This window comes from Paracoccus sediminis (assembly GCF_900188295.1).
Classification (GTDB): Bacteria; Pseudomonadota; Alphaproteobacteria; order Rhodobacterales; family Rhodobacteraceae; genus Paracoccus; species Paracoccus sediminis.
Genome location: NZ_FZNM01000001.1, coordinates 142,604 through 155,277, shown reverse-complemented (window position 1 = coordinate 155,277; position 12,674 = coordinate 142,604). Strand labels below are relative to the sequence as shown.

Below are 12,674 nucleotides of genomic sequence, written 5' to 3'. Positions count from 1 at the left end.
CGCGGAACGGCCGCGCGGGCGTTGGCGTTGCACAGCGGCATGAGGTAACAAGATCCCCAAGGGATCGGTGGGGGACGTCGCATGATCAGACTGGGGGCGCTGATGCTGGCGACGCTGGCGGGATTGTTCCTGGCGCTTTCGATCTGGGGCGACGGCAACCCGCGCGCCGAACGCCGCCCTGCGGCCGATCCCCAGCCTGCCGCGCAGGATCCGGGAACAGCCCCGGTCCCGGTGCCGGAACAGCCGACGCCCGTTGTCGTCCAGGCCGAGGACCAGACGCCCCAGCAGGTGCAGCGTTTTCCTGGCCCGGCTCTGCGTCCGTCGCCGGAATATGGCGACCGAACGCCGGCGCCCGCCCCTGCGGCTGGGGATGGCCCCGTCCTTTATGTGACCGGCGACCGGGTGAACGTCCGGGCCGGGCCATCGACCGGCGACCGGGTGGTCACGTCCCTGCGCCGCGGAGCGGCGGTCGCGGCCCTGGAACCGACGGGTGCGGAATGGGTCAACATCCGCGACGCCGAAGGGCGAAGCGGCTATGTCGCGAGCCGATTCCTGTCGGCTACCGCACCATGACCGGACGCGTGCTGATTACCGGCTGTTCGTCCGGCATCGGGCTGGATGCCGCGCGGCGGATGCAGTCGCTGGGCTGGCAGGTCGTCGCCACCTGTCGCAAGCCCGACGACATCGCCGCCCGCCGGGCCGAGGGGATGGAGTGTCATCACCTGGATCTCTCTGATGACGGCAGCGTGGCGCGGCTGGCCGATCGGGTTCTGTCCGGCGGCCCCCTGGACGCCCTTGTCAACAACGCCGCCTTCGCCCTGCCCGGCGCGGTCGAGGACATGCCGCGGGGGGCCTTGCGCTCGATCTTCGAAACCAACCTGTTCGGCGCCCATGACCTGACCGTCCGGCTGATTCCGCATTTCCGCCGGCAGGGCGGGCGGATCGTCAACATCAGTTCGGTCCTGGGCCTGATCGGGATCCGGTGGCGCGGACCCTATGTCGCGACCAAGTTCGCCTTGGAAGGGCTGACCGATGTACTGCGGCTGGAAATGGCAGGGACTCCGGTCAAGGTCATCCTGATCGAACCCGGCCCGATCGCCAGCCGCATCCGGGAAAACGCCGTCCCGCATTTCGAACGCTGGGTGGATTGGCGAAACAGCGCGCGGGCGGATGAATACCGCGCCAGCCTGCTGAAGCGGCTTTACGAACCCTCGGGCAGGGACCGGTTCGAACTGCCGCCGTCCGCGGTCAGCGACCGGATCGCCCATGCGCTGACCGCCGCCCGTCCGCGCCCGCGCTATTACGTCACCACGCCGACCTGGATGTCGGGCGCGGCCCGGAGGCTTCTGCCCACGCGCGCTCTGGACTGGTTCGCCCGCCACGGATAGGGTCCGGACCAGCGAAAGGCGGATAGCATGACCGACGGACCCCTGTTCTACGTGATCGCGCTGGCGATGCTGGCGGTGCTTGCGATCCTTGCGACCGGCATCGGCGGCTTTGCCAAGGGCGGCGACTGGAACCGCAAGCACGGCAACCGGATGATGCGCTGGCGCCTGATCGCGCAGGCCGCAGCCGTCGCGCTCATCATGCTGTTCGTCTGGCTTGGAGGCCGCTGATGGTCGTTCTGAACCGCATCTACACCCGCACCGGCGACAAGGGGGACACGGCCCTGTCCGACGGCAGCCGCGTCGCCAAGCACGATCCCCGCGTCGAGGCCTATGGCACCGTGGACGAACTGAACGCCACGCTGGGCCTGTGCCGCCTGCACGCGTCGGGCGATCTGGGGGACCGGCTGGCGGCGATCCAGAACGACCTGTTCGACCTGGGCGCCGATCTGGCCCGGCCGGGCCTGGCCGCGGATCACCGCGCGGGTCATCCCGTGCTGCGGATCATCGACGCGCAGGTCACACGGCTGGAATCCGAGATCGATGCCATGAACGCCGCCCTGGACCCCTTGCGCAGCTTCATCCTGCCCGGCGGATCCGTTCTTTCGGCGCATCTGCACCTGTCGCGCACCGTGGCCCGGCGGGCGGAACGCTGCGCCACGGGCCTGGCGGCCGGGGGCGACGTCAACGGGGCGGCGGTGCGGTATCTGAACCGTCTGTCGGACTGGCTGTTCGTCGCGGCCCGCGTGGCCAATGGCGGCGGGGCGGACGATATTCTGTGGGTTCCGGGCGCCAGCCGCTGAACGCCGGCCCCGTGCCCGGACGATGTCCGACGCAAACGCTGCGTCGAAGGACGCTTTTGTCTTGTGTCGCGCGCCGATCCGTCGCTAACACTTTCCCCGACAATCGGAGATTAAGGGGAGCGTAGCCCATGAAGGTCCTGGTGCCTGTGAAGCGGGTGATCGACTATAACGTGAAGGCCCGCGTGAAGGCGGACGGATCGGGTGTCGATCTGGCCAATGTGAAGATGTCGATGAACCCCTTTGACGAGATCGCGGTCGAGGAAGCGATCCGTCTGAAGGAAAAGGGCGTGGCCGACGAGGTCGTGGTGGTGTCCGTGGGCGTCAAGCAGGCGGCGGAAACGCTGCGCACGGCCTTGGCCATGGGCGCGGACCGGGCGATCCTGGTGGTGGCGGCCGACGATGTTCACCAGGACATCGAACCCCTGGCGGTGGCCAAGATCCTGAAGGCGGTGGTCGATCAGGAACAGCCCCGGCTGGTGATCGCGGGCAAGCAGGCCATCGACAACGACATGAACGCCACGGGCCAGATGCTGGCGGCGCTGCTGGGCTGGGGCCAGGCCGCCTTTGCCTCCAAGGTCGAGATCGACGGCGACAGCGCAAAGGTCACGCGCGAGGTGGACGGCGGCCTTCAGACGATCAGCGTCGCCCTCCCCGCGATCGTGACCGCCGACCTGCGCCTGAACGAACCGCGCTATGCGTCGCTGCCCAACATCATGAAGGCCAAGAAGAAGCCGCTGGAGGAAAGAACCGCCGCCGATTACGGCGTCGATGTGGCGCCCCGGCTGGAGGTCGTATCGACCCGCGAACCGGAAGGCCGGCAGGCGGGCATCAAGGTCGGATCGGTCGATGAACTGGTCGGCAAGTTGAAAGAAGCGGGGGTGATCTGATGGCTGTTCTTCTGCTGGGCGAAGTGAACCACGGGACGCTGAACCGCGACGCCACCGCCAAGGCGGTTCATGCGCTGGCGCCTTTGGGCGATGTCACCGTGCTGTGCGCGGGGGCGCACGCCCGCGACGCGGCGGCGGACGCCGCGACCATCGCCGGGGTGGCCCGCGTGCTGGTGGCCGAGGACGCCCGCTACGGGCACAGGCTGGCGGAACCCACCGCTGCGCTGATCGTGTCGCTGGCGGGCGATTACGACCACATCGCCGCGCCCTCGACTACGGACGCCAAGAACGTGATGCCGCGGGTGGCGGCGCTGCTGGACGCCATGGTGATCCCCGACGTGTCCAGGATCGTGGATGCGCAGACCTTCGAACGTCCGGTCTATGCCGGAAACGCCATCCAGACGGTCCGTTCGCGCGATGCGAAAAAGGTCATGACGATCCGCACGGCCAGCTTCGACGCGGCGGGCGCGGGCGGCAGCGCCCCGGTGTCGGACGCCACGCTGGCCGACGATCCGGGCCTGTCGTCCTGGGTGGGCGACGAGGTGGCGGCGTCGGACCGCCCCGAACTGACCTCGGCGGGGCGCGTCGTGTCGGGCGGGCGCGGCGTCGGCTCCAAGGAGCAGTTCGCGATCATCGAGGCCCTGGCCGACAAGCTGGGCGCGGCGGTGGGCGCATCCCGCGCGGCGGTGGATTCGGGCTATGCGCCGAACGACTGGCAGGTCGGCCAGACCGGCAAGGTGGTGGCCCCCGAACTTTATGTGGCCGTGGGCATTTCGGGCGCGATCCAGCACCTTGCGGGCATGAAGGACAGCAAGGTCATCGTCGCCATCAACAAGGACGAGGAAGCGCCCATCTTCCAGATCGCCGACTATGGCCTGGTGGGCGATCTGTTCACGACGGTCCCGGAACTGACCGGCAAGCTGTAGGGCATCTTCTTCACGAAAATATCCCGCAGGGGGTCCGGGGGACGTGAAGTCCCCCGGCATCCGACCGCCCCCACCGGGGGCGGTTTTGCATTGCAGCACCGTCATCGCGGCCCTATCGTCCCGCCAACACACAGCGAGGCGGCAATGGCGGTTCAAACGGTTGGCATTATCGGCGCGGGACAGATGGGAAACGGCATCGCCCATGTCTTCGCGCTTGCCGGATACGATGTCCTGATGACCGACATCAGCCAGGATGCCCTGGACAAGGCACTGTCGCTGATCGACCGCAACCTCGAACGCCAGGTCAGCCGTGACAGGATTACCGCGGATGACAAGAAAATTGCCATGGCCCGCATCAGGACGACCTTGAAGCTGGCCGACCTGGGTCAGACCGACCTGGTGATCGAGGCCGCGACCGAGCGCGAAACCGTCAAGCAGGCGATCTTCGAGGATCTGGTCCCGCATCTGAAGCCGCACACGATCCTGACCTCGAACACCTCGTCCATTTCCATCACCCGGCTGGCCAGCCGCACCGACCGGCCGGAAAAGTTCATGGGCTTTCACTTCATGAACCCGGTGCCGGTCATGCAGCTGGTGGAACTGATCCGCGGCATCGCCACCGATGAGGAAACCTACAAGACGCTTCATGAGGTCGTGGAGAAGCTGGGCAAGACCTCGGCCAGCGCCGAGGATTTCCCGGCCTTCATCGTCAACCGCATCCTGATGCCGATGATAAACGAGGCGGTCTATACGCTGTATGAAGGCGTCGGATCGGTCAAATCCATCGACGAATCCATGAAGCTGGGCGCCAACTGGCCCATGGGTCCGCTGGAACTGGCGGATTTCATCGGCCTGGATACCTGTCTGGCGATCATGAACGTGCTGCACGACGGTCTGGCCGACACGAAATACCGCCCCTGCCCGCTGCTGACCAAATACGTCGAGGCCGGCTGGCTGGGCCGCAAGACCGGCCGGGGCTTTTACGACTATCGCGGCGACACGCCGGTTCCGACGCGCTAGGGCGGCTTGCAGGTCGCTTTCAGGCGCGACGGCGACGGGGATCCGTTCTTGATTGATCGGATGAACAAAATCCACAGGAGGTTAGACGATGAAGGTTCTTGCAACGACGGCTGTTCTGATGCTGACGGCAGCCCTGCCCGCCCTTGCCGACGATGCGGCCACCTGCGGCACCGTGCGCTATTCCGATCCCGGCTGGACCGACATCACCGCCACCAACGGCGTTGCGGCGGTTCTGCTGGAATCGCTGGGCTATACCCCGGACATCGCCACCCTGTCCGTGCCCGTCGGATACGAGGCGCTGAAAGGCGGCCAGACCGATGTCTTTCTGGGCAACTGGATGCCCGCGCAACAGAAGTTCCGCGATGACCTGGACGCCGCCGGTTCCATCGACGTTCTGACGCAGAACCTGGAAGGCGCCAAGTTCACGCTGGCGGTCAACAAGGCGGGCGCCGAGGCAGGCGTGGCCGATTTCGCGGATCTGGATGCGAACAAGGATGCCTTCGACGGAAAGATCTATGGGATCGAGCCGGGAGCGCCCGCGAACCAGTCGATCCAGGCGATGATTGACGCGGACCAATTCGGCCTGGGCGACTGGGAACTGGTCGAATCCGGCGAACAGGCGATGCTGGCGCAGGTCAGCCGCAGCGCGGACACGCCGGTCGTCTTTCTGGCCTGGGCGCCGCATCCGATGAACGATGCCATCGAGATCACCTATCTGTCGGGCGGCGACGCGCAGTTCGGCCCAGATTACGGCGGCGCCAGCGTGCACACGCTGGCGCGCAAGGAATGGGTCGCGGCCTGTCCCAACGCCGCCCGGCTGTTCAGCCAGATGGTCTTCGACGTGCCGATGGAAAACGCCCTGATGGGCAAGATCCTGGATGACGGCGCCGACGCCAAGGATGCCGCACGGGAGTGGCTGGCCGAGAATCCGCAGGCCATTGACGCTTGGCTGGACGGTGTGACGACGCTGGACGGCCAGCCGGGCGCCGAGGCGGTCAAGGCTGCCGTTGCCGGGTGACATCTTGAAGCCGAACATCCTGATCCTGATGGTCGATCAGCTGTCGGGGGTGCTTTTCCCCGACGGCCCGGCCCCGTTCCTGCACGCTCCGAACCTGAAACGGCTGGCCGAACGGTCCACGCGTTTCGCCAACACCTATACCGGCAGCCCGCTGTGCGCGCCCGCGCGGGCCAGCTTCATGTCCGGCCAGTTGCCGCGCCGCACGCGGGTCTATGACAACGCGGCGGAATTTGCCTCTGACATTCCCACCTATGCCCATCACCTGCGCCGGGGGGGATACCAGACCAGCCTGTCGGGCAAGATGCATTTCGTCGGTCCCGACCAGCTTCACGGGTTCGAGGAACGGCTGACCACCGACATCTATCCCGCCGATTTCGGCTGGACGCCCGACTATCGCAAACCGGGCGAACGCATCGACTGGTGGTATCACAACCTGGGGTCCGTCGCCGGCGCGGGGGTGGCGGAAATCACCAACCAGTACGAATACGACGACGAGGTGGCCTTCAACGCCTGCCGCAAGCTGTATGATCTGTCGCGCCGGCGCGACGACCGTCCCTGGTGCCTGACGGTCAGCTTTACCCATCCGCACGACCCCTTTGTCGCGCGGCGCCGATACTGGGATCTGTATGACGGCATCCCCGAACTGGAACCGCCTGCCGCGATTCCCTATGACACGATGGACCCGCATTCGCAGCGCCTGATGGATGCCTGCGACTGGCGCGCCTTCGACATCACGCCCGACCAGATCCGTCGCGCGCGCCAAGGCTATTTCGCCAACATTTCCTATGTGGACGACAAGATCGGCGAAATCCTGGACGTGCTGGACCGCACCCGGCAGGACGCCGTCATCCTGTTCCTGTCCGATCACGGCGAGATGCTGGGCGATCGCGGCATGTGGTTCAAGATGAGCTTTTTCGAAGGCTCGGCCCGTGTGCCGCTGATGATCGCGGCACCGGGGATGGAGCCGGGACGGATCGATCAGCCGGTCAGCACCATCGACGTGCTGCCGACGCTGTGCGAACTGGCGGGCCTGTCCCTGGACGAGATCGCGCCCTGGACCGACGGCCGGTCCCTGGCGGATGGGTCGGCTCGCGGTCCCGTGCCCATGGAATACGCGGCAGAGGGCACCGTGTCGCCGATGATCGCGCTGCGCGACGGTCGGTGGAAATACGTCGCCTGCAACGCCGATCCCGACCTGCTGTTCGACCTGGAAACCGATCCCGAGGAACGGACAAACCTTGCGGGCGATCCCGACCATGCCGTGACGCTGGGCCATTTCCGCGTCATGGCCATGGAGCGGTGGGATCTGGAGGCCTATGATGCCGAGGTGCGCCAATCGCAGGCCCGCCGCTGGATCGTGTACGAGGCCCTGCGCAACGGGGCCTATTACCCCTGGGACCACCAGCCGCTGCAACAGGCGTCCGAACGTTACATGCGCAACCACATGGACCTGAACGTGCTGGAGGAAAACCAGCGTTTCCCGCGCGGTGAATAAGCAAAGGGCCGGTCATCCCGGCCCTTTTCCGTCATGCGCCCGGATAGACGTCGGTCTTGTCGCCGCGCTGTTCCATGAACTGGTCGAATTCGGCCTTGTCCTTGGCCTCGCGCAGCTTTTGCAGAAAGTCCACGAATTCGCGGTGCTCGTCCTCCAGCCGCTTCAGCGTTTCATCGCGATAGGCGTCAAAGGCGCTGTTGCCGGTGGATGGGGCATGGTAACGGGCCTGTGCCCGGCGGGTGCTGCAACCGAACATGCGTTTGCTCCAGATCATATAGCCCAGAAGGGCAAGGCTCAAGGGCCAGAAGATGACAAAGCCCAGGATCATGGCGACGATCCAGGCAGGCTTGCCGCGGGCGTCCAGCCAGTCGCGGGCACGGACCAGCGGTCCCTGGACGCGCGACGGCAGCGGATAGGCGGGCATTCGGTACGATGCGCTGTGCATCAGGGGGAACCTCCCATGTTAATGTTAATAACATTTACATAAATGGGCGGTTCCTGTCCGTCGTCAAGCGGTCCGGCGACATTTATTCGCTCATCAGGCCCAGTCCGCGAAGATAAATGATGGCCGCGCTTTCCAGCATCTCGGACGGCGCGACCGGGCTGCGGCTGCCGGGCTTGCCGCGCGAGAACAATTCGACCACGCCGTGACTCATGGCCCAGATATGGTTGGCGACCATGCGGGCGGGCGGGCGATGGGCGGCGGGCAGCCGCATGGACATCGCCTCGGCGGCCTGGATCAGAACGCGCTGCGCCTGATCGGACGCCGCCGCGAGATCGGCATTGCCTGCGATGGACACGCCGGATTCGAACATCGCCATGTAATGGCCGGGCCGTTCGGCGGCAAAATCCAGATAGGCCTGCCCCATGCGCATGAAGGCCGTCAGCGGAAGCGGCCTGCCCTGGTCGAAGGCCCGGTCAAGACGTTCCGCAAAATCCACAAAGCCCTGCCGCGCCACCTCCTCCAGCAGGTCGTCGCGGCCCTTGAAATGGCGATAGGGGGCGGCGGGCGACACGCCCGCGCGACGCGCGGCCTCGGTCAGGGTAAAGGCCAGGGGGCCGGTTTCCTGGATCAGCGCGGCGGTGGCGTCGACCAGGGCCTGACGCAGATTGCCGTGGTGATAGGTCTTGCGGTCGGGCACCTACATGCCTTCGCCGAAATAATCCGACACCAGGGCCTCGAGCGCATCGGCCAGGGCGGCGGCCTCGGGTCCGCTGGTGGTCACGGTGATCCGGCTGCCGCGCGGCGCGGTCAGCATCAAAAGACCCATGATCGAATCCCCCGACACCGACATGCCGTCCTTTTCCACCTGGGCCTGTGCATCGAAGCGTTCGACAAGATCGACGAATTTGGCACTGGCGCGGGCGTGCAGGCCTTTTTCGTTGATGATGGCCAACTGGCGCGTGATCTGGCCGTTCATCCGTAACGCGATCCCGGATTCAGCACCGCCTCGACCGGGACATTGTACGAGTTGATGTATTTCCGCCCGGCTTCTTTGGCGAAGGCCACGGCATCCGGCACGGGAAGGTGACGCGACTTGGCAAGTTTCACCAGCATCGGCAGGTTGGCGCCATAAAGAATGGTGCGGTCGCGCATCGCGCAGGCGGGCAGCGACAGGTTCGAGGGCGATCCGCCGAACAGGTCCGTCACGACCACGACGCCATTGCCGTCATCGACCGAATTGGCGGCCGCCTGGATTTCGGCCGACTTGGCGGCGCGGTCGTGATCGTCCTCGATCGCGATGGCCGCGATCCCGCTTTGCGGACCCACCACATGTTCCACCGCCGAGAGGTATTCCCGCGCCAGCCCGCCATGCGCCACGATCACGATTCCAATCAACGCGTTCCACCACGTTCAGCGTCGCGCATCCGGCCCGCCCCCTGAATGATGCCGGACGCATCCCCCAGGATCGACGGCGCCGATATGCGACGTTCAAGTTCCCTGTGCCTTATTGACACCGGCCAGTCCGCCTTCGCAAGCGCAAGGGCCACCTTTTCAACCATTGTGACGGAACGATGTTGCCCCCCGGTGCAGCCGAAACCGACCGCAAGGTGCGATTTCCCTTCCTCGACATATGCGGGAAGAAGAAAAAGAATCATGTCGCACACGCCCTGCAAGAATCGGTCAAAGCGCGAATCACTTGCCACATGGTCTTGGACACGGGAATCCCGGCCGGTCAGCGAACGCAGGTCCGGTTCCCAGTGTGGATTGGTCAGAAACCGACAGTCGAACATCATGTCGATGCCGCGCGGCACCCCGCGCTTGTAACTGAAGGAATGCAGCGACACGCTGAGCCTGCGGTTCGGCCGAGTGTCGAACCAGCGGGTCAGTTCCGCCTTGAGATCGTGGGGCGACAATTCCGACGTATCGACCAGCACATCCGCACGGGCACGGATCGGCGACAGCAGATCGACCTCGGCCATCACGCCCGCCGCCGGGGCGCTGTCGGGGGACAGGGGATGACGGCGCCGTGTCTCGTTGTAACGACGCTCCAAGACATCGGAAGCGCAGTCCAGAAACAGGATTTCAGGGGCATAGCGCGGATCGCGCGTCAGCCGGTCGATCAGTTCGATCACGTTGCTGGCCGAGAAATCCCGGTTGCGCACGTCCAGCCCCAAGGCCAGTGGCTCGGGACGGCTTGGCCCGTCCAGCAGCCGGGGGATCAGCGACAGGGGCAGGTTGTCGATGGCCTCGAACCCCAGATCCTCAAGGACATTGATCGCTGTGGATCGGCCCGCGCCGGACGGCCCCGTCACCAGCACCAGCCGCTGGACCCCGTCGTGGGGCGCCTGCGATCCGAGGGTTCTCGAAAGGGTGGGATCATCGGCCAGATCGGCCATCTTTCCTGCCTGTCCACAGTCCATCTTGTCCGTCATGCGACACGACCACCCAACAGAAGCTGCCGCAGCGCAGCATAAAGATGCGGTTGATACCGGTGTGTGACAAGGGGCAAGCCCACGCCCAGCACATCATAGATGCGCGACTGTGGCAGACGATCCTCGGGTCCGGCCGACAGATCGACGATCTGCGCGATCCCGACCGGCCCCGCCGGAACCACAGACAGAATGCCGATGCCACGCGCCTCGATCCGGCCAAGCAGGGCGGGCGGACAGCTGGCGACGATCGCGCCCCCGGCACGGGAAAGGTCCGTGCGGTCGTCCGCGACCAGCAGCGCCCCCACCGCCATCAGCTGCAACGCCAGGGACGATTTCCCCGATCCGGCCCCGCCCAGGATCAGCAGGCCGGCATTTCCAAGCGCAATCGTGGTCGCGTGAAGCTGCATGTACGAATCACTCCCTGGGCCATCCTGACGCGATCATGCTAACATCCGGTTGATAAACGACGTCCCACGCACCCCGATTGCGATAACATGTTCTGTTTCCGCTAACTGTTGGCGCCAACGTCTTTTTTGCTGTTTGGGCCATGCTATAGCCGCCCCATACTGTTTCACGAAAGTGTTGCAGGCCCAAAGAGCGAGGAGCGTTCAGACCATGACCAGCCGTGTAAACCCAACGTGCAAGCTTGAGGATCAGGGAATCGAGGGCCTCGGCCGGGTTTACTACAATCTTCTGGAACCGGCGCTGATGACCGAGGCCGTGGCGCGCGGCGAAGGCAGGCTGGGCCTGGGCGGCACCTTCCTGGTGTCCACCGGCGCGCATACCGGCCGCTCGCCCAAGGACAAGTTCGTGGTCCGCACCCCCGATGTGGAAGACTCGATCTGGTGGGAAAACAACAAGCCCATGTCCCCCGAGGCGTTCGATTGCCTGCATGCCGACATGCTGGACCACATGAAGGGCCGCGATTACTTCGTTCAGGATCTGTTTGCCGGCGCCGATCCGGCGGAACGGCTGGACGTGCGCGTCGTCACCGAAATGGCCTGGCACGGGTTGTTCATCCGCCATCTGCTGCGCCGGCCCCAAGCCGCCGAACTGGCGCGCTTTGTCCCGGAATTCACCATCATCAACTGCCCCGGCTTCAAGGCCGACCCGGAATGCCACGGTTGCCGCAGCGAAACCGTGATCGCGCTGAATTTCAGCAAGAAACTGATCCTGATCGGCAACACCGCCTATGCGGGCGAGAACAAGAAATCGGTCTTCACGCTGCTGAACTATCTGTTGCCCGCCAAGGGCATCATGCCGATGCACTGTTCGGCCAACCATGCCATCGGCGATCCCGACGACAGCGCGGTGTTCTTTGGCCTGTCGGGCACCGGCAAGACCACGCTGTCGGCCGATCCGTCGCGCGTGCTGATCGGCGACGACGAACACGGCTGGTCCGACACGGGCATCTTCAACTTCGAGGGCGGCTGCTACGCCAAGACCATCAACCTGTCGCCCAAGGCCGAACCGGAAATCCACGCCACCTGTTCGCGCATCGGCACCGTAGTGGAAAACATGGTCTTCGATCCCGACACGCTGGAGCTGGATTTCGAGGACAACTCGATCACCGACAACATGCGTTGCGCCTATCCGCTGGAGGCGATCAGCAACGCGTCGCCGACCAGCCTGGGCGGGCATCCGAAGAACGTCGTCATGCTGACCTGCGACGCCTATGGCGTGCTGCCGCCCATTGCCCGGCTGACCCCGGCGCAGGCCATGTATCACTTCCTGTCCGGCTTCACGTCCAAGACGCCGGGCACCGAGGTCGGCATCGCCGAACCGACGCCCACCTTCTCGACGTGCTTCGGTGCGCCCTTCATGCCCCGCCGCCCCGAGGTCTATGGCAAGCTGCTGGCCGACAAGATCGCCCAGCACGGCGCAAGCTGCTGGCTGGTCAACACAGGCTGGACCGGCGGCGCCTTCGGCACCGGCAAGCGGATGCCCATTGCCGCGACGCGCGCCCTGCTGTCCGCCGCCCTGGACGGCAGCCTGAACGACGTGCAGTTCCGCAAGGATCCGAATTTCGGCTTCGAGGTTCCGGTGTCCGTGCCGGGGGTCGAGGACAGGCTGCTGGACCCGCGCCAGACCTGGGCCGACGCCGCCGCCTATGACAGGCAGGCGGCCAAGCTGGTGGGAATGTTCAGCGACAATTTCGCGCAATATCTGGAAGGCATCGACGACGAGGTCCGCGCGGCCGCCATCGGCTGATCGCGCCAAGGATGAACGGAAAAGGCCGCGCGGATTGCGCGGCCTTTCCTTT

Annotated in this window: 16 protein-coding genes; 10 read left to right on the top strand and 6 right to left on the bottom strand. The window is 65.4% G+C overall.

Features of this window, described 5'->3' with window-relative positions; translation table 11 throughout:
* Positions 1 to 81 precede the first annotated feature (81 nt).
* From CHB77_RS00855 to betC, 9 genes are all read left to right on the top strand, one after another.
* Positions 82 to 573 carry an SH3 domain-containing protein gene (locus tag CHB77_RS00855; protein ID WP_089386289.1) on the top strand — a complete coding sequence of 164 codons (492 nt, stop codon included), beginning with the start codon at positions 82 to 84 and terminating at the stop codon, positions 571 to 573.
* Positions 570 to 1,388, top strand: coding sequence for an SDR family NAD(P)-dependent oxidoreductase (locus CHB77_RS00850; protein WP_089386288.1), 819 nt, complete (start codon positions 570 to 572; stop codon positions 1,386 to 1,388). Before CHB77_RS00855 ends, CHB77_RS00850 begins: the two co-directional genes overlap by 4 nt.
* Positions 1,389 to 1,415: 27 nt before the next feature.
* Complete coding sequence (locus CHB77_RS00845; protein ID WP_089386287.1) at positions 1,416 to 1,616, top strand: twin transmembrane helix small protein; 201 nt, start codon at positions 1,416 to 1,418, stop codon at positions 1,614 to 1,616.
* Positions 1,616 to 2,188 (top strand): cob(I)yrinic acid a,c-diamide adenosyltransferase, encoded by a 573-nt coding sequence (locus tag CHB77_RS00840; RefSeq protein ID WP_089386286.1) that lies wholly within the window; start codon positions 1,616 to 1,618, stop codon positions 2,186 to 2,188. Before CHB77_RS00845 ends, CHB77_RS00840 begins: the two co-directional genes overlap by 1 nt.
* A 128-nt stretch (positions 2,189 to 2,316) precedes the next feature.
* Positions 2,317 to 3,075 carry an electron transfer flavoprotein subunit beta/FixA family protein gene (locus CHB77_RS00835; RefSeq protein WP_089386285.1) on the top strand — a complete coding sequence of 253 codons (759 nt, stop codon included), beginning with the start codon at positions 2,317 to 2,319 and terminating at the stop codon, positions 3,073 to 3,075.
* A complete protein-coding gene (locus tag CHB77_RS00830) occupies positions 3,075 to 4,001 on the top strand; it encodes an electron transfer flavoprotein subunit alpha/FixB family protein (protein WP_089386284.1) in 927 nt (308 codons plus the stop codon). Before CHB77_RS00835 ends, CHB77_RS00830 begins: the two co-directional genes overlap by 1 nt.
* Before the next feature lie 144 nt (positions 4,002 to 4,145).
* Positions 4,146 to 5,021 carry a 3-hydroxybutyryl-CoA dehydrogenase gene (locus CHB77_RS00825; RefSeq protein WP_089386283.1) on the top strand — a complete coding sequence of 292 codons (876 nt, stop codon included), beginning with the start codon at positions 4,146 to 4,148 and terminating at the stop codon, positions 5,019 to 5,021.
* Between the two features lie 88 nt (positions 5,022 to 5,109).
* Complete coding sequence (gene choX, locus CHB77_RS00820; RefSeq protein ID WP_089386282.1) at positions 5,110 to 6,039, top strand: choline ABC transporter substrate-binding protein; 930 nt, start codon at positions 5,110 to 5,112, stop codon at positions 6,037 to 6,039.
* A gap of 1 nt (position 6,040) precedes the next feature.
* Positions 6,041 to 7,534 carry a choline-sulfatase gene (betC, locus tag CHB77_RS00815; RefSeq protein ID WP_089386688.1) on the top strand — a complete coding sequence of 498 codons (1,494 nt, stop codon included), beginning with the start codon at positions 6,041 to 6,043 and terminating at the stop codon, positions 7,532 to 7,534.
* A 31-nt stretch (positions 7,535 to 7,565) separates the two neighbouring features.
* Here the strand turns inward: betC and CHB77_RS00810 are convergent, their stop codons facing one another.
* From CHB77_RS00810 to CHB77_RS00785, 6 genes are all read right to left on the bottom strand, one after another.
* Positions 7,566 to 7,979 (bottom strand): DUF2852 domain-containing protein, encoded by a 414-nt coding sequence (locus CHB77_RS00810; protein ID WP_423212863.1) that lies wholly within the window; start codon positions 7,977 to 7,979, stop codon positions 7,566 to 7,568.
* An 82-nt stretch (positions 7,980 to 8,061) separates the two neighbouring features.
* Positions 8,062 to 8,676, bottom strand: a complete 615-nt coding sequence (locus tag CHB77_RS00805) for a TetR/AcrR family transcriptional regulator (protein ID WP_089386280.1) — start codon at positions 8,674 to 8,676, stop codon at positions 8,062 to 8,064.
* On the bottom strand, positions 8,677 to 8,955 hold the full coding sequence (locus tag CHB77_RS00800) for an HPr family phosphocarrier protein (RefSeq protein WP_089386279.1): 279 nt from the start codon (positions 8,953 to 8,955) through the stop codon (positions 8,677 to 8,679).
* The gene (locus CHB77_RS00795; RefSeq protein WP_089386278.1) at positions 8,952 to 9,374 is read right to left on the bottom strand and encodes a PTS sugar transporter subunit IIA; all 423 of its coding nucleotides are present in this window, start codon (positions 9,372 to 9,374) and stop codon (positions 8,952 to 8,954) included. Before CHB77_RS00795 ends, CHB77_RS00800 begins: the two co-directional genes overlap by 4 nt.
* Entirely contained in the window at positions 9,371 to 10,375 is a 1,005-nt protein-coding gene (gene rapZ, locus CHB77_RS00790; protein WP_089386277.1) for an RNase adapter RapZ, read from the bottom strand. Before rapZ ends, CHB77_RS00795 begins: the two co-directional genes overlap by 4 nt.
* Before the next feature lie 32 nt (positions 10,376 to 10,407).
* Positions 10,408 to 10,818 (bottom strand): HPr kinase/phosphorylase, encoded by a 411-nt coding sequence (locus CHB77_RS00785; protein ID WP_089386276.1) that lies wholly within the window; start codon positions 10,816 to 10,818, stop codon positions 10,408 to 10,410.
* Positions 10,819 to 11,026: 208 nt separating this feature from the next.
* Between CHB77_RS00785 and CHB77_RS00780 the strand changes: the two genes are divergently transcribed.
* The gene (locus CHB77_RS00780; RefSeq protein ID WP_089386275.1) at positions 11,027 to 12,622 is read left to right on the top strand and encodes a phosphoenolpyruvate carboxykinase; all 1,596 of its coding nucleotides are present in this window, start codon (positions 11,027 to 11,029) and stop codon (positions 12,620 to 12,622) included.
* The last annotated feature ends 52 nt before the right edge of the window (positions 12,623 to 12,674 follow it).

Coding starts and splice junctions, on each gene's coding strand:
- CHB77_RS00855 (WP_089386289.1), top strand. CDS start 82: ATGATCAGACTGGGGGCGCTGATGCTGGCGACGCTGGCGGGATTGTTC.
- CHB77_RS00850 (WP_089386288.1), top strand. CDS start 570: ATGACCGGACGCGTGCTGATTACCGGCTGTTCGTCCGGCATCGGGCTG.
- CHB77_RS00845 (WP_089386287.1), top strand. CDS start 1,416: ATGACCGACGGACCCCTGTTCTACGTGATCGCGCTGGCGATGCTGGCG.
- CHB77_RS00840 (WP_089386286.1), top strand. CDS start 1,616: ATGGTCGTTCTGAACCGCATCTACACCCGCACCGGCGACAAGGGGGAC.
- CHB77_RS00835 (WP_089386285.1), top strand. CDS start 2,317: ATGAAGGTCCTGGTGCCTGTGAAGCGGGTGATCGACTATAACGTGAAG.
- CHB77_RS00830 (WP_089386284.1), top strand. CDS start 3,075: ATGGCTGTTCTTCTGCTGGGCGAAGTGAACCACGGGACGCTGAACCGC.
- CHB77_RS00825 (WP_089386283.1), top strand. CDS start 4,146: ATGGCGGTTCAAACGGTTGGCATTATCGGCGCGGGACAGATGGGAAAC.
- choX (WP_089386282.1), top strand. CDS start 5,110: ATGAAGGTTCTTGCAACGACGGCTGTTCTGATGCTGACGGCAGCCCTG.
- CHB77_RS00810 (WP_423212863.1), bottom strand. CDS start 7,979: ATGCACAGCGCATCGTACCGAATGCCCGCCTATCCGCTGCCGTCGCGC.
- CHB77_RS00800 (WP_089386279.1), bottom strand. CDS start 8,955: ATGAACGGCCAGATCACGCGCCAGTTGGCCATCATCAACGAAAAAGGC.
- rapZ (WP_089386277.1), bottom strand. CDS start 10,375: ATGGCCGATCTGGCCGATGATCCCACCCTTTCGAGAACCCTCGGATCG.
- CHB77_RS00785 (WP_089386276.1), bottom strand. CDS start 10,818: ATGCAGCTTCACGCGACCACGATTGCGCTTGGAAATGCCGGCCTGCTG.
- CHB77_RS00780 (WP_089386275.1), top strand. CDS start 11,027: ATGACCAGCCGTGTAAACCCAACGTGCAAGCTTGAGGATCAGGGAATC.